This is a genomic window from Nicoliella spurrieriana (assembly GCF_023380205.1).
In the GTDB taxonomy this organism is placed as follows: Bacteria; Bacillota; Bacilli; order Lactobacillales; family Lactobacillaceae; genus Nicoliella; species Nicoliella spurrieriana.
The window spans coordinates 990,826-1,005,447 of the sequence record NZ_CP093361.1; the positions used below are offsets into that span (position 1 = coordinate 990,826).

Annotated in this window: 27 protein-coding genes; all 27 read left to right on the plus strand. The window is 38.3% G+C overall.

Features of this window, described 5'->3' with window-relative positions; translation table 11 throughout:
- Nucleotides 1-30 precede the first annotated feature (30 nt).
- A complete protein-coding gene (gene fusA / locus MOO44_RS05385) occupies nt 31-2,124 on the plus strand; it encodes an elongation factor G (RefSeq protein WP_260116154.1) in 2,094 nt (697 codons plus the stop codon).
- Between the two features lie 350 nt (nt 2,125-2,474).
- Entirely contained in the window at nt 2,475-2,783 is a 309-nt protein-coding gene (gene rpsJ, locus MOO44_RS05390) for a 30S ribosomal protein S10 (protein ID WP_219054196.1), read from the plus strand.
- A 34-nt stretch (nt 2,784-2,817) separates the two neighbouring features.
- Complete coding sequence (rplC, locus tag MOO44_RS05395) at nt 2,818-3,453, plus strand: 50S ribosomal protein L3 (RefSeq protein WP_260116155.1); 636 nt, start codon at nt 2,818-2,820, stop codon at nt 3,451-3,453.
- 17 nt (nt 3,454-3,470) lie between these two features.
- Nucleotides 3,471-4,094, plus strand: coding sequence for a 50S ribosomal protein L4 (gene rplD, locus MOO44_RS05400; protein ID WP_260116156.1), 624 nt, complete (start codon nt 3,471-3,473; stop codon nt 4,092-4,094).
- Entirely contained in the window at nt 4,094-4,381 is a 288-nt protein-coding gene (rplW, locus tag MOO44_RS05405) for a 50S ribosomal protein L23 (RefSeq protein ID WP_260116157.1), read from the plus strand. Before rplD ends, rplW begins: the two co-directional genes overlap by 1 nt.
- Nucleotides 4,382-4,406: 25 nt before the next feature.
- Nucleotides 4,407-5,249, plus strand: coding sequence for a 50S ribosomal protein L2 (gene rplB, locus MOO44_RS05410; protein ID WP_260116158.1), 843 nt, complete (start codon nt 4,407-4,409; stop codon nt 5,247-5,249).
- 40 nt (nt 5,250-5,289) lie between these two features.
- Nucleotides 5,290-5,568 carry a 30S ribosomal protein S19 gene (rpsS, locus tag MOO44_RS05415; RefSeq protein WP_260116159.1) on the plus strand — a complete coding sequence of 93 codons (279 nt, stop codon included), beginning with the start codon at nt 5,290-5,292 and terminating at the stop codon, nt 5,566-5,568.
- Nucleotides 5,569-5,585: 17 nt separating this feature from the next.
- Nucleotides 5,586-5,933 (plus strand): 50S ribosomal protein L22, encoded by a 348-nt coding sequence (gene rplV / locus MOO44_RS05420; protein ID WP_219054202.1) that lies wholly within the window; start codon nt 5,586-5,588, stop codon nt 5,931-5,933.
- Between the two features lie 12 nt (nt 5,934-5,945).
- Nucleotides 5,946-6,668: a 30S ribosomal protein S3 gene (gene rpsC / locus MOO44_RS05425; protein WP_260116160.1), complete on the plus strand. Its 723-nt coding sequence runs from the start codon at nt 5,946-5,948 to the stop codon at nt 6,666-6,668.
- A 2-nt stretch (nt 6,669-6,670) separates the two neighbouring features.
- Nucleotides 6,671-7,102 (plus strand): 50S ribosomal protein L16, encoded by a 432-nt coding sequence (gene rplP / locus MOO44_RS05430; RefSeq protein ID WP_260116161.1) that lies wholly within the window; start codon nt 6,671-6,673, stop codon nt 7,100-7,102.
- Nucleotides 7,092-7,286 carry a 50S ribosomal protein L29 gene (gene rpmC, locus MOO44_RS05435; RefSeq protein WP_219054205.1) on the plus strand — a complete coding sequence of 65 codons (195 nt, stop codon included), beginning with the start codon at nt 7,092-7,094 and terminating at the stop codon, nt 7,284-7,286. The genes rplP and rpmC overlap by 11 nt, the downstream gene beginning before the upstream one ends.
- A gap of 25 nt (nt 7,287-7,311) precedes the next feature.
- On the plus strand, nt 7,312-7,578 hold the full coding sequence (gene rpsQ, locus MOO44_RS05440; protein WP_260116162.1) for a 30S ribosomal protein S17: 267 nt from the start codon (nt 7,312-7,314) through the stop codon (nt 7,576-7,578).
- Nucleotides 7,579-7,626: 48 nt separating this feature from the next.
- Complete coding sequence (gene rplN / locus MOO44_RS05445; RefSeq protein ID WP_260116163.1) at nt 7,627-7,995, plus strand: 50S ribosomal protein L14; 369 nt, start codon at nt 7,627-7,629, stop codon at nt 7,993-7,995.
- Between the two features lie 31 nt (nt 7,996-8,026).
- Complete coding sequence (gene rplX, locus MOO44_RS05450; RefSeq protein WP_260116164.1) at nt 8,027-8,335, plus strand: 50S ribosomal protein L24; 309 nt, start codon at nt 8,027-8,029, stop codon at nt 8,333-8,335.
- 28 nt (nt 8,336-8,363) lie between these two features.
- Nucleotides 8,364-8,906 carry a 50S ribosomal protein L5 gene (gene rplE, locus MOO44_RS05455; RefSeq protein ID WP_260116165.1) on the plus strand — a complete coding sequence of 181 codons (543 nt, stop codon included), beginning with the start codon at nt 8,364-8,366 and terminating at the stop codon, nt 8,904-8,906.
- Nucleotides 8,907-8,928: 22 nt separating this feature from the next.
- On the plus strand, nt 8,929-9,114 hold the full coding sequence (locus tag MOO44_RS05460; RefSeq protein WP_219054210.1) for a type Z 30S ribosomal protein S14: 186 nt from the start codon (nt 8,929-8,931) through the stop codon (nt 9,112-9,114).
- Between the two features lie 30 nt (nt 9,115-9,144).
- On the plus strand, nt 9,145-9,558 hold the full coding sequence (gene rpsH, locus MOO44_RS05465; RefSeq protein WP_260116166.1) for a 30S ribosomal protein S8: 414 nt from the start codon (nt 9,145-9,147) through the stop codon (nt 9,556-9,558).
- A 27-nt stretch (nt 9,559-9,585) separates the two neighbouring features.
- A complete protein-coding gene (gene rplF / locus MOO44_RS05470; protein WP_260116167.1) occupies nt 9,586-10,125 on the plus strand; it encodes a 50S ribosomal protein L6 in 540 nt (179 codons plus the stop codon).
- A 51-nt stretch (nt 10,126-10,176) separates the two neighbouring features.
- Nucleotides 10,177-10,533 carry a 50S ribosomal protein L18 gene (gene rplR / locus MOO44_RS05475; protein ID WP_260116168.1) on the plus strand — a complete coding sequence of 119 codons (357 nt, stop codon included), beginning with the start codon at nt 10,177-10,179 and terminating at the stop codon, nt 10,531-10,533.
- A 20-nt stretch (nt 10,534-10,553) separates the two neighbouring features.
- Complete coding sequence (gene rpsE, locus MOO44_RS05480) at nt 10,554-11,072, plus strand: 30S ribosomal protein S5 (protein WP_260116169.1); 519 nt, start codon at nt 10,554-10,556, stop codon at nt 11,070-11,072.
- 14 nt (nt 11,073-11,086) lie between these two features.
- Nucleotides 11,087-11,269 carry a 50S ribosomal protein L30 gene (gene rpmD / locus MOO44_RS05485; RefSeq protein WP_260116170.1) on the plus strand — a complete coding sequence of 61 codons (183 nt, stop codon included), beginning with the start codon at nt 11,087-11,089 and terminating at the stop codon, nt 11,267-11,269.
- Between the two features lie 30 nt (nt 11,270-11,299).
- Nucleotides 11,300-11,731: a 50S ribosomal protein L15 gene (gene rplO / locus MOO44_RS05490; protein WP_260116171.1), complete on the plus strand. Its 432-nt coding sequence runs from the start codon at nt 11,300-11,302 to the stop codon at nt 11,729-11,731.
- The gene (gene secY, locus MOO44_RS05495; RefSeq protein WP_260116172.1) at nt 11,731-13,047 is read left to right on the plus strand and encodes a preprotein translocase subunit SecY; all 1,317 of its coding nucleotides are present in this window, start codon (nt 11,731-11,733) and stop codon (nt 13,045-13,047) included. Before rplO ends, secY begins: the two co-directional genes overlap by 1 nt.
- Nucleotides 13,048-13,072: 25 nt before the next feature.
- Complete coding sequence (locus MOO44_RS05500; protein WP_260117306.1) at nt 13,073-13,729, plus strand: adenylate kinase; 657 nt, start codon at nt 13,073-13,075, stop codon at nt 13,727-13,729.
- 144 nt (nt 13,730-13,873) lie between these two features.
- Nucleotides 13,874-14,092, plus strand: coding sequence for a translation initiation factor IF-1 (infA, locus tag MOO44_RS05505; RefSeq protein ID WP_219054219.1), 219 nt, complete (start codon nt 13,874-13,876; stop codon nt 14,090-14,092).
- 25 nt (nt 14,093-14,117) lie between these two features.
- Nucleotides 14,118-14,234: a 50S ribosomal protein L36 gene (rpmJ, locus tag MOO44_RS05510; protein ID WP_219054220.1), complete on the plus strand. Its 117-nt coding sequence runs from the start codon at nt 14,118-14,120 to the stop codon at nt 14,232-14,234.
- Nucleotides 14,235-14,263: 29 nt separating this feature from the next.
- Nucleotides 14,264-14,614 (plus strand): 30S ribosomal protein S13, encoded by a 351-nt coding sequence (gene rpsM / locus MOO44_RS05515; protein WP_260116173.1) that lies wholly within the window; start codon nt 14,264-14,266, stop codon nt 14,612-14,614.
- Nucleotides 14,615-14,622 lie beyond the last annotated feature (8 nt).

Below are 14,622 nucleotides of genomic sequence, written 5' to 3' on the forward strand. Positions count from 1 at the left end.
GAACTGTTTTGAGAGGAGAAACATTTACACATGGCTAACAAACGTGAATTCCCACTTGACAAGACCCGTAATATTGGGATTACTGCCCATATTGATGCTGGTAAGACTACCGCTACTGAACGGATCTTATACTACACTGGAATTACCCACAAAATTGGTGAAACCCATGATGGTGCTTCACAAATGGACTGGATGGAACAAGAACAAGAACGTGGTATTACTATCACTTCTGCTGCAACTACTGCTCAATGGAAGGGTTACCGAGTAAACATTATCGATACCCCAGGACACGTGGACTTTACTGCCGAAGTTGAACGTTCACTACGGGTTCTTGACGGTTCAATTACCGTTTTAGATGCTGCCGCTGGTGTTGAACCACAAACCGAAACTGTTTGGCGTCAAGCTTCTGAATACAATGTTCCACGGATCGTTTTTGCTAACAAGATGGATAAGCTTGGTGCTGACTTTGATATGTCAGTAGCATCACTTCACGAACGTTTGGATGCTAACGCACATGCTGTTCAAATGCCAATCGGTGCCGAAGATAATTTCGAAGGTATGGTTGATTTAATCGAAATGAAGGCATACCTTTACGATGAAGATAAACTTGGTTCAGAATGGGATACTGTTGAAATTCCTGATGATTTAAAGGAAGAATCACAAAAGCGTCATGATGAATTAGTTGAAGCAGTGGCTGATGTTGATGAAGACATCATGAACAAGTACCTTGAAGGTGAAGAAATCACTAAGGACGAGTTAAAAGCTGCAATTCGTAAGGCTACTCTTAACCTTGAATTCTACCCAGTACTAGCTGGTTCAGCATTTAAGAATAAGGGAATTCAAATGATGCTTGATGCAGTCCTTGACTACCTTCCTTCACCATTAGATGTTCGTCCATACAAGGCGACTGATCCAGATACTGGTGAAGAAGTTGAATTGAAGGCTGATGACAACAAGCCATTCGCTGCCCTTGCATTTAAGATCATGACTGATCCATTCGTTGGGCGGTTAACATTTATTCGTGTTTACCGTGGAAGTTTGGAATCAGGTTCATATGTATTAAACGCAACTAAGGACAAGCGTGAACGTGTTGGTCGTTTACTACAAATGCACTCTAACCACCGGAAAGAAATCCCAGAAGTATTCTCAGGTGATATTGCTGCTGCTATCGGTTTGAAGAACACTACTACTGGTGATTCATTAACTGATCCAAAGCACCCATTACACCTTGAATCAATGGAATTCCCTGACCCAGTTATTAGTGTTTCTGTTGAACCTAAGACTAAGGCTGACCAAGACAAGATGAACACTGCTTTACAAAAACTTGCTGAAGAAGATCCTACTTTTAAGGCTGAAACTAACCCTGAAACTGGTGAAACCATTATCTCAGGAATGGGAGAACTTCACTTGAACATCATTGTTGATCGGATGAAACGTGAATTTAACGTTGAAGCTACTATTGGTGCTCCACAAGTTGCTTATCGTGAAGCATTCACTAAGCCAACTAAGGCTCAAGGTAAGTTCATTCGTCAATCTGGTGGTAAGGGTCAATACGGGGACGTTTGGATTGAATTTACTCCAAATGAAGCCGGTAAAGGATTCGAATTCGAAGATGCTATCGTTGGTGGGGTTGTTCCTCGTGAATTTATCCCTTCAGTTGAACAAGGTTTGAAGGAATCAATGGCAAACGGTGTCCTTGCTGGTTACCCATTGATTGATGTTAAGGCCAAGTTATACGATGGTAGTTACCATGATGTCGATTCTAGTGAAGCTGCATTTAAGATTGCTGCTTCAATTGCTTTAAGAAATGCTGCTAAGACTGCTGGTCCAGTTATTCTTGAACCAATTATGAAGGTTGATATCGTTGTTCCAGAAGATAACATGGGTGATGTTATGGGACAAGTTACCGCTCGTCGTGGTAATGTTGATGGAATGGAAAGCCGTTCGAAGGCTCAATTGATTCATGCTTTCGTTCCACTTTCTGAAATGTTTGGTTACGCAACGACATTGCGTTCAGCAACTCAAGGTCGTGGTACATTCTCAATGAGCTTTGACCACTACTCACCAGTTCCTAAGGCCATTCAAGAAGAAATCATCAAGAAGAACGGCGGAAACGCTGAATAATAATTATATTATTAAAAGAGCTCGTAGCTATGAGCTCTTTTTTCTATACATAAATAAATTGATTTAAAATTAAATTGCTAACATAAAAAAGTAATGATAATGATTACAGAAAAGATTTTAAAAATAATTTTGAAATGATCAATTATTTTATACAAACCCTTGCAACTAAGCTATAAATCGGGTATTATAGTTAAGTACTGATTTTTGAGGGGTTAATATACCCTAAACAGGACAGATGATAGCATTGATGTGAGAGATTGCGGCACACCCGGTTGCATTGCCATGAGGGTTGAGTCGGGAACTTTCACGGAGTTAGTCTTATTTTTAAAATAGACGAAGGAGGGAATACAATGGCAAAACAAAAAATTCGTATTCGATTAAAGGCTTATGAACACCGCATTTTAGATCAATCTGCTGAAAAGATTGTCGCTACGGCTCAAAGAACTGGTGCCAAGATTTCTGGTCCAATTCCATTGCCTACTGATCGGACTGTTTACACTCTTTTAGCTTCACCACATAAGTTTAAGAAGTCACGTGAACAATTCGAAATGTTAACTCACAAACGTTTAATCGACATCTTGAATCCAACACCTAAAACTGTTGATTCATTGATGAAACTTGATCTACCAAGTGGAGTAGATATCGAAATCAAATTATAATTTTTAGAAATACAATCATATCGGAGGTGTACTCATGACCAAAAAAGGAATCTTAGGTAAAAAAGTAGGAATGACTCAAGTATTCAGTGAAAATGGTGAATTAACTCCAGTTACTGTTATTGATGTTACTCCTAATGTTGTTTTGCAAAAGAAGACCACTGAAAATGATGGTTACGAAGCAATTCAAGTTGGTTTTGACGACAAAAAAGCTGTTCGTTCAAATAAACCAGAAAAAGGTCATGCAGCAAAAGCAAAGACTAATCCTAAGCGCTTCATTAAAGAAATTCGAGATGTTGAGCTTGGTGATTACAATGTAGCAGATGAAGTAAAGGCAGATGTCTTCCAAGCAGGTGACATCGTTGATGTTACTGGTATCTCAAAGGGTCATGGATACCAAGGTAACATTCATAAAGATGGTCAATCGCGTGGACCTGAAACTCATGGTTCTAGATACCACCGTCGTCCTGGTTCATTAGGTTCAATCATTAACCGTGTTGTTAAGGGTATGAAGCTACCAGGTCGGATGGGTAACAATACTGTTACCGTTCAAAACCTTGAAATTGTTAAGGCTGACACTGATAACAACGTTTTACTTGTTAAGGGTAACGTTCCAGGTGCCAAAAAATCATTTTTAGTAGTTAGATCTGCAGCTCGTGGGTCTAAAAAATAAGAAAGGAGGAACAATAAATGACAAGCGTAGCATTATACAAACAAGATGGTAGTAAAAATGGAAATGTTGACTTAAATGACGCCATTTTTAATATCGAACCAAACGATAGTGTTGTATTTGATACAATTACTATGCAACGTGCATCACAACGTCAAGGTACTCATGCTGTTAAAAACAGAAGTGCCGTTCGTGGTGGTGGTAAGAAGCCATGGCGTCAAAAGGGTACTGGTCGTGCTCGTCAAGGTTCCATTCGTTCACCACAATGGCGTGGCGGTGGAATTGTGTTCGGACCTACTCCTCGTTCATACGCATACCACCTTCCAAAGAAAGTTACTCGTTTAGCTGTTAAATCTGTTCTTTCTGAAAAGGTTGCTAACGATAACTTTGTTGTTGTTGATTCATTAGCATTTAGTGCTCCTAAGACTAAGGACTTCAGCAATTTATTAAAGAATTTAGACGCTACTACTAAGACTTTAGTTGTTTTAGAAGATGACAATGAAAATGCTGCTTTATCAGCACGTAACTTAGAAAATGTTACTGTAATCAGCGCTAAGGGTGTTAATACTCTTGATGTTGTTCACAGTGACAAGGTTGTTATCACTAAGGCTGCTCTTTCTCAAGTAGAGGAGGTGCTCGCATAATGGAATCACGCGATATCATTTTGCGTCCTGTTATCACTGAAGCAACTACTGCTTTAATGGATGACAAACGTTATACATTTGATGTAGACGTACGGGCAACTAAGACGCAAGTTAAAAAGGCAATTGAAGACATCTTTGATGTTAAAGTTGTTAAAGTAAACATTATGAATCTTAAGGGTAAGAAGAAGCGCCAAGGATCATTCATTGGTTATACTAAGAAACGTCGTAAGGCGATTGTTACCTTATCTTCTGACTCAAAGGAAATTCAATTATTTAGTGAAAAATAAAATTTTAAAATAGGAGGGGAATACTTTGGCACTTAAAAAGTACAAACCAACCAGTAATGGTCGTCGTAATATGACTAGCCTTAACTATAAGGAAGTTATTACGACTGAAAAGCCTGAAAAGTCTTTATTGGCTGCCAAGAAACACCAAGCTGGTCGTAATAACTCTGGCCGCATGACTGTTCGTCATCGTGGTGGTGGTAACAAGAACCAATACCGTATCATTGACTTCAAGCGTAACAAAGATGATGTTATGGCTACGGTTCAATCAATCCAATATGATCCTAACCGGACTGCTAACATTGCTTTGTTAGTATACACTGATGGGGTTAAATCATACATCCTTGCTCCTAAGGGACTTAAGGTTGGCGATAAGGTTGAATCAGGTGTAAATGCTGATATTAAAGTTGGTAATGCTTTACCATTGAACAAAATCCCAGTTGGTAGTATTATTCATAACATCGAATTAAAGCCTGGTAAGGGTGGTCAATTAGTTCGTTCTGCTGGTGGTTCAGCTCAATTATTAGGTAACGAAGGTAAGTATGCTTTAGTTAAGCTATCATCTGGTGAAGTTCGAATGATTCTTTCTGTTAACCGTGCTACTATTGGTAGTGTTGGTAATGAAGAACATGGACTAGTTAATACTGGTAAAGCCGGTCGTACTCGTTACAAGGGTCAACGTCCACATGTTCGTGGTTCTGTAATGAACCCTAATGATCATCCACATGGTGGTGGGGAAGGTAAAGCACCTGTTGGGTACCCATCTCCATTATCACCATGGCACAAGAAGACTGTTGGAAAGAAGACTCGTTCTAAGCGTGCTCGTTCTAACAAGATGATTGTTCGTCGTCGTAAAGGTTCAAAGATGTAATATAATTAATCATTGATGAAAATGTAAGGGAGGTTTTATAATGAGTCGTAGTTTAAAGAAGGGACCATTCGCTGATGCCAGTCTTCTAAAGAAGATTGATGCTCAAAAAGATTCTGACAAGAAGTCAGTAATTAAAACTTGGTCTCGTCGGTCAACTATTTTTCCAAGCTTTATTGGTTATACTATTGCTGTTTATAACGGAAGAAGACACGTTCCCGTTTACGTTCAAGAAGACATGGTAGGACACAAGCTTGGTGAATTCGTACCAACCCGTACTTTCCATGGTCACGCTAAGGGTGACGATAAGAAAACTGTTTAAACAAGGAGGATTAATAAATGGCTGAACAAGTTACATCAGCAAAAGCTACTGCAAGAACTGTTCGTATTGCCGCTCGTAAGGTCCGCCTTGTAGTTGATCTTATTAGAGGGAAGAGCGTGGCAGAAGCCAGTGCAATCTTGAAATTCACTCCCCGGGGTGCTTCTCCAGTTGTATCAAAGGTTCTTATGTCAGCTGTAGCTAATGCAGAAAATAATTTTGATTTAGATCGTGAAGACTTAGTTGTAAGTGAAGCATATGTAAATGAAGGACCAACCTTAAAGCGTTTCCGTCCTCGTGCAAAGGGTTCAGCTTCACCAATTAACAAGAGAACTAGTCATATCACTGTCGTAGTTTCTGAAAAGTAGGAGGTATAACGCGTGGGTCAAAAAGTAAATCCAAACGGATTCCGTGTGGGTATCATCCGTGATTGGGAAGCAAAATGGTATGCTGAACATGATTTTGCTGCTAATCTTAAGGAAGATCTCCAAATCCGTAAATATATCGCAGAAAGACTTTCTGATGCTTCTGTTTCTACTGTAGAAATTGAACGTGCTGCAAAGCGTGTTAACGTTTCTATTCATACTGCAAAACCTGGTATGGTTATTGGTAAGGGTGGATCCGAAGTTGAAAGTCTTCGTAAGCAATTAAATTCATTAACTGGTAAGCGTGTGCACATCAACATTATCGAAATCAAGAAACCTGATTTAGATGCAATTCTTGTTGGTGAAAACATTGCTGCTCAACTTGAGGGTCGTGTGGCCTTTCGTCGTGCAATGCGTCAAGCAATGCAACGTAGTGTTCGTTCAGGAGCTAAGGGAATTAAAACCCAAGTTGCTGGTCGTTTAAATGGTGCTGACATGGCTCGTATCGAATCATATGCTGATGGAACTGTTCCATTGCATACTTTACGTGCCGACATTGATTATTCATGGGAAGAAGCACACACTACTTATGGTGCTATTGGTGTTAAGACTTGGATCTATCGTGGTGAAGTTTTACCAGGCCAAGCTGCAGTAAACAATGATGTTCCTGCAAACAACAATAACAACAACCGTCGTAACAATAATCGTCGTAATAATAACCGTAAAGGAGGGGAATAAGCATGCTAGTACCAAAACGTGTAAAGCATCGTCGTGAACATCGTGGTAAATTACGTGGTCGCGCTAAGGGTGGTAGATCAGTTGCTTTCGGAACTTATGGTTTACAATCATTAGATTCTCACTGGATTACCAACAGACAAATCGAAGCTTGTCGTGTTGCTATCACTCGTTACATGAAGCGTGGTGGGAAAGTTTGGATTAAAATTTTCCCTCATAAATCATATACTGAAAAAGGTGTCGGAGTTCGTATGGGTAATGGTAAAGGTGCTCCTGCTGGATGGGTTGCTCCTGTTAAACGTGGTAAGGTGTTGTTTGAAGTTGGCGAAACTTCTGACGAAGTTGCCAAAGAAGCTTTACGTTTAGCTGCTATGAAGCTTCCTGTACGTACTAAGATTGTTAAAAAGGAAGTAGGTGGCGAATCAAATGAAGGCTAAAGAAATTAATGAATTAACCACTGATCAAATGCACGAAAAAGAACAAGGTTACAAAGAAGAATTGTTTAACCTTCGTTTTCAATTGGCTACTGGACAATTGGAAAATACTGCAAGATTAAAACAAGTTCGTAAGAACATTGCACGTATTAAGACTGCACTTCGTCAAAAAGAATTAAACAAGTAAGAATACGATAAAAGGAGGTTTATACATGAGCGAAGAACGTAATGAACGCAAGGTATACCGTGGTCGTGTTGTTTCTGACAAGATGGATAAGACTATTTCTGTAATTGTTGAAACTACTAAGACTCATTCAACTTACGGTAAGCGGGTTAAGTATTCAAAGAAATATAAAGCACATGATGAAAAGAATGAAGCTAAGAATGGCGACATTGTTGAAATTATGGAAACTCGACCATTATCAGCCACTAAGCATTTCCGCTTAGTTAACATTGTTGAAAAGGCTGTTACTATCTAGTCATTTTATCGTATTCCAACGATTCAAATACGAAGGGAGGATTTTACCGTGATTCAACAAGAAAGTCGTTTAAAAGTTGCCGATAACTCAGGTGCTCGTGAAATTTTAACTATTAAAGTTTTAGGTGGATCAAGCAGACGTTATGCAGGAATCGGTGATACTATTGTTGCTACTGTAAAACAAGCAACACCAGGTGGCGTTGTCAAAAAGGGTGACGTTGTTAGAGCTGTTATTGTTAGAACTAAGTCTGTATCTCGTCGTAAAGACGGTTCATACATTCGTTTTGACGAAAACGCTGCTGTTATCGTTAATGATGACAAGAGCCCTCGTGGAACTCGTATTTTCGGACCAGTTGCACGTGAATTACGTGACAACAATTTCATGAAGATCGTTTCACTAGCTCCTGAAACACTATAATCACTACTAAACGCCAAGGAGGTGCCATAATATGTTAATTAAAACTGGTGACAAAGTTCGTGTAATCAGTGGTAAAGACAAGGGTAAAGAAGGAACTGTTACTAAGACTATTGCCTCAAACGATCGCGTAGTAGTTGAAGGTGTTAACATCGTTAAGAAGCATCAAAAAGCTTCACAAACTAACCCACAAGGTGGGATTAATGATGTAGAAGCACCTATTCATGTTTCTAACGTTATGATCATTGACCCTTCTAATAACGAACCTACTAAGATCGGTATCAGAGAAGATAACGGTAAGAAAGTTCGTTTTTCAAAGAAAACTAATACTGCACTTGATTAATATTTAGTGAAAGGAGGATATCTCAGTTATGCCAAGTCGTTTACAAGACAAATATGCTAATGAAATTTCAAAATCATTAGTTGAAAAATTCAAATACTCATCAATCATGCAAGCTCCTAAGCTTGATAAGATTGTTTTGAACATGGGTGTTGGTGACGCTGTTACTAACGCTAAGAACTTAGATGAAGCAGTTTCTGAATTAGCTTTGATTTCTGGTCAAAAGCCCTTAGTTACTAAGGCAAAGAAGTCAATTGCTGGATTTAGATTGCGTGAAGGTATGTCAATTGGTGCTAAAGTTACTTTACGTGGCCAACGGATGTATGAATTCTTAGATAAGTTGATCAACGTTTCACTACCACGAGTTCGTGATTTCCATGGAGTTAGCAAGAAATCATTCGATGGTCGCGGAAACTACACCTTAGGTGTTCGTGAACAATTAATTTTCCCAGAAATTAACTACGATAACGTTAACCGTGTTCGTGGATTAGATGTTGTTATTGTTACTACTGCTAATAGTGATGAAGAATCACGTGAATTATTAGCACAATTCGGAATGCCATTCACTAAATAGTGAATAATAGGGAGGCTTTATATTGGCTAGAAAAGCATTAGTTTTAAAAGCAAATCGTCCTGCAAAGTTCTCAACTCAAAACTATACAAGATGTGAACGCTGTGGACGTCCTCACTCTGTTTACAGAAAATTCCATCTATGCCGTCTTTGTATTCGTGATTTAGCCCACAAGGGTCAAATTCCTGGTATGAAGAAGGCCAGCTGGTAAAATTTAAAAATAAAGGGAGGTTTATCGTTTATGTCTATGACAGATCCAATTGCAGATTTTTTAACTAGAATTCGTAACGCCAACATGGCTCGTCATGAATCAGTTGAAGCTCCTGCATCAAAAATTAAACGTGCCATTGCAGAAATCCTTAAGCGTGAAGGATTCGTTCGCGATGTTGAATACATTGAAGACGACAAGCAAGGCGTTATCCGCGTATTCTTAAAGTACGGTAAGGATAGCGACGGTCGCAACAACCGTCGTGTTATCACTGGTTTGAAGCGTATTTCTAAGCCAGGGTTACGATCATATGTTGATTCACAATCTATTCCTAAGGTTTTAAATGGTTTAGGAATTGCTATTATTTCAACATCTGAAGGCGTTATTACTGATAAAGAAGCTCGTGCCAAGAAGATTGGTGGAGAAGTATTAGCTTACATTTGGTAAAATTCTAAAAGTATTGGAGGTGTAATTGTGAGTCGTATTGGTTATAAAAAGGTTGAATTACCTGAAAAGGTTGAATTCAGTCAAGATGATGATAAGTTAACTGTTAAGGGCCCTAAGGGAACTTTATCAACAGTTCTTTCACCAGAAATTGCGGTTAAGGTTGAAGGTAACGTTGTTACTTTTGAACCTAGTGTTCGTTACACTAACAAAGTTCGTGCACTTCATGGAACTATGCGTGCTAATTTCAACAACATCGTTGAAGGTGTTTCTAACGGTTTCAAGAAAACACTTAAGCTTGTTGGGGTTGGATACCGGACTCAATTAAAGGGAAAGACTTTGATTCTTAATGTTGGTTATTCAAATCCAGTTGAAATGGAAGTTCCAGAAGATCTTGAACTAGAAGTTCCAGATAATACAACTATTAACATTAGTGGAATCAACAAACAACATGTTGGAGATTTTGCTGCTAAGGTTCGTGCCGTTCGTTCACCTGAACCATATAAGGGTAAGGGTATTCGTTACGAAGACGAATATGTACGTCGTAAGGAAGGTAAAACTGGTAAGTAATATTATTATTACTTATTATTTTGCTACTATATTAAATTAGAGGTGACTATTTTGATTTCAAAACCAGATAAGAACAAGACACGTCAACGTCGTCATTTGCGTGTCCGTAACAAGATTTCTGGTACTGCCGAGTGCCCACGCTTGAACGTTTTTCGTTCTAATAAAAACATCTACGCTCAAATTATTGATGATGTAGAGGGTGTGACGCTTGCTAGTGCCTCAACTCTCGATAGCGAAGTTAGTGAAGGAAACAAGACTGATCAAGCTAAGCTCGTGGGTAAATTAGTTGCAGAACGTGCAACTAAGAAGAACGTTAAAAATGTTGTATTTGATCGTGGAGGTTATCTATACCATGGCCGTGTTCAAGCCTTGGCAGAAGCCGCTCGTGAAAATGGACTAGAATTCTAAAAAGGAGGAATTGACAACAAATGGCTAAAAAAATTCGTCCGAACCAAATTGACCCAAGCAAGTTAGAACTTGAAGATAATGTTGTTGCTATTAATCGGATTACCAAGGTTGTTAAAGGTGGACGTCGTCTACGTTTCTCAGCTTTAGTAGTTGTTGGTGACAAGAACGGACATGTTGGTTTCGGTACTGGTAAAGCTCAAGAAGTTCCAGAAGCAATTCGTAAGGCTGTTGAAGCTGGTCGCAAGAGTTTGATTGAAGTACCAATCGTTGGAACTACAATCCCTCATGAAGTTGTTGGTGTCTTCGGTGGTGGAAAGATCATGTTGAAGCCAGCCGTTGAAGGTTCTGGAGTTGCTGCTGGTGGAGCCGTTCGTGCCGTTATGGAATTAGCTGGTATCGGTGATGTTACTAGTAAGCGTTTAGGTTCAGATACACCAATCAACTCTGTTCGTGCAACTTTTGAAGGATTAACTTCATTGAAGAGTGCAGAAGAAGTTTCTGCTTTACGTGGTGTTTCTGCTCAACACTTAGCAGAATAAGGAGGAGTTTAGAGATGGCTCAATTAAAAATTACTTTAGCTCATAGTGCAACGCACCGTCTCCCTAAGCAACGTAAAATCGTTGAATCACTTGGTTTACACCGAATCAACAGTTCTGTTGTAAAACCAGATAACGAAGCTGTTCGTGGTGCTCTATTCAAGATTGCACATTTAGTTAAAGTTGAACAAGTTAAGTAATTTATTAATTAATAAGGAGGTGTACTTTTAATGAAGTTAAATGAATTAAAAGCTGCTGAAGGTTCACGTTCATCAAGATCAAGAATTGGTCGTGGTCGTGGAAGCAAGGGTAAGACCGCTGGACGTGGACAAAAAGGTCAAAAAGCTCGTAGCAAGACTCGTTTAGGTTTTGAAGGTGGGCAAATGCCTCTTTACCGTCAAATGCCAAAGCGTGGCTTTTCTAACATTAACCGTAAGGAATATGCAGTTGTTAACTTAGCATCACTAAATCAATTTGATGATGGTGCAGATGTTACTCCTGAAAGTCTTGCAGATGCTGGTTTAGTTAAAAACGTTAAGTTTGGAATTAAGGTTCTTGGCGATGGCGATTTGACTAAGAAATTGACTGTTAAAGCTAACAAGTTCTCTAAGTCAGCTCAATCAGCAATTGAAAACGCTGGCGGTAAAATTGAGGTGATCTAATGCTATCAACCATAACGAACGCTTTTAAGATAAAGGATATTAGAAATAAAATTCTCTTTACTCTAGGAGTACTGATTGTTTTTAGACTTGGTTCATTTATTACGGTTCCTGGTATAAACGCTAAGGCACTTCAAAGCGTTTCATCTTCTGGATTGGTTAGCATTTTAAACACCTTTAGTGGTGGTGGATTAACAAACTATTCCATCTTTGCTATGGGTGTTTCACCGTATATTACTGCGCAAATTGTTGTTCAACTTCTCCAAATGGATATCGTTCCTAAATTTGTGGAATGGGGTAAACAAGGTGAAGTTGGTCGACGTAAATTAAATCAGGTTACTAGAATTATGACCGTTTTTCTTGCGTTTATTCAATCAGTCGGAATTACTGCTGGATTTAATACTTTAAGTAGTTTGAATTTAGTTAAGAATCCCGGGATTGGAACTTATGTAAGTATCGGGATTATTCTAACCGGTGGTTCCATGTTAACAACCTGGATGGGGGATATGATTACTGATCGAGGAATTGGTCAGGGTGTTTCAATGATTATCTTTGCTGGGATTGTTGCAAGAGTTCCAGTTGGAATTCAACAATTATATACTGATTATATTCTTGGTGAAAACGGTTCTGGTTTGTGGCAAGGAATTGCTTTCTTAGCTGCAATTGCGGTTGCCGTTTTAATTATTATTACTTTTGTTACATGGGTTCAACAAGCTGAACGTCGAATTCCGATCCAATATACAAGACGGGTTTCTAGTTCAAATGATAGTAGTTATCTACCATTGAAAGTTAACGTTGCTGGAGTTATTCCAGTTATCTTTGCGAGTTCGTTTATTTCAACTCCGCAAACGATTTTAATTTACTTTGCAAATAACCACCAAAATGATACTTGGTATCAAATAATGTCACAAATATTTAATATGCAATCTATTTATGGTTCTATATTATATACACTTCTGATTGTTGTCTTTACTTTCTTCTATGCTTTCGTTCAGGTCAATCCAGAAAAGCTTTCTGAGAATTTAACAAAGCAAGGTAGTTATATTCCAGGCGTTTGGCCCGGTAATGAGACTCAAACTTATATTTCTAGATTGTTAATGCGTTTGAGTGTAGTTGGTTCTGTTTTCTTAGGAATCGTTGCTTTGATCCCATTGATTGCTCAAAACGTTTGGAATTTGAGTGAATCCGTTGGTCTAGGTGGTACTAGTTTGTTGATTATCGTTGGGGTTGCCATCGAAGCAATCAGACAAATCAAGGGATTGATGATGAAACGTGAATATGTTGGATTCATCAAAGGATCAAGACCAACTGATTTATAAAATCTAGGGGGATAATAGTATGTCAATGAATCTTATTTTAATGGGACTACCTGGTGCCGGTAAGGGTACTCAAGCAGAATATATTGTTGAAAAGTATGGGATTCCTCACATTTCGACTGGAGATATTTTCCGGGCTGCGATTAAAGATCAAACTCCAATGGGAGTTGAAGCCAAGAAGTATATTGATAAAGGTGAATTGGTACCTGATGAAGTTACTTCTGGAATTGTTAAGGATCGTTTATCCCAGGGAGATACCGACAAGGGCTACATGCTTGATGGTTTTCCAAGAACTTTACAACAAGCTAATGATTTAGAAACCATCACAAGTGATCTCAATAAACCAATTGATGCAGTAATTAACATTGATGTTGATCCTAAATTATTGGTTGAGAGATTATCTGGTCGCTTTATTTGTAAGAATTGTGGTGCTACTTATCACAAATTATACAAAATGCCAAAAGTTAAAGATACTTGTGATGTTTGTGGCGGACATGAATTTTATCAACGTAGTGATGATAAACCGGAGACAGTTAAGAATCGATTGGATGTTAACATCAAGATGAATACACCATTAATTGATTTTTACAAGAATAAAAATGTATTATTCACTGTTGATGGTAATCAGTCTATTGAAGATGTTACTAACGCAATTACAAAAATCCTTGATAAATTTACTGTATAATTTCTCTTTAATATCAATTTATTGTTGATATAATTGTTCAGTTGCATTTTGTGTGCTAAACTATCCTATGTATGTAGGATTGAGAAGCTAATTACTATTGATTTAGTATTAGCATAATCTATAAATTTCTAGGAGGATTTTTCTTTGTCAAAAGATAATGTCATTGAAGTTGAAGGTAAAGTTTTAGAAACTTTACCTAATGCAATGTTTCGTGTTGAATTAGAAAACGGACATGATATTTTGGCTCATGTTTCAGGTAAAATTAGGATGCATTACATTCGAATTTTACCTGGTGATAAGGTTACTGTGGAGTTATCTCCATATGATCTAACTAAGGGCCGAATAACATACCGTTTCAAGTAAAACTTTTGTTTAGGAGGCAATTAGAATGAAAGTACGTCCATCAGTAAAACCAATGTGTGAAAATTGTAAAGTTATTAGACGTAAGGGCCGTGTTATGGTTATTTGTACTAACCCTAAGCACAAGCAACGTCAAGGTAAGTAATTTATTATAAAAATAGGAGGTGAAAATTAATGGCTCGTATCGCTGGAATTGATTTACCACGTGACAAGCGTATCGTAATCGGTTTAACTTACATCTTTGGTATCGGTAAGTCAAGATCACAAGAAATTCTTTCAAAAGCAAATGTTTCTGAAGATGTTCGTGTTCGTGACTTAACTCCTGATCAAGAAGATAAGATTCGTGAAGTTGTTGACAATTACAAAATTGAAGGTGACTTGCGTCGTGAAGTAAGTATGAACATCAAGTTATTACAAGAAATTGGTTCATACCGTGGAATGCGTCACCGTCGTGGTTTACCTGTTAGAGGTCAACACACTAAGAACAATGCTCGTACTCGTAAGGGTAAAAAGGGTAGTAAGTAAAAATAATT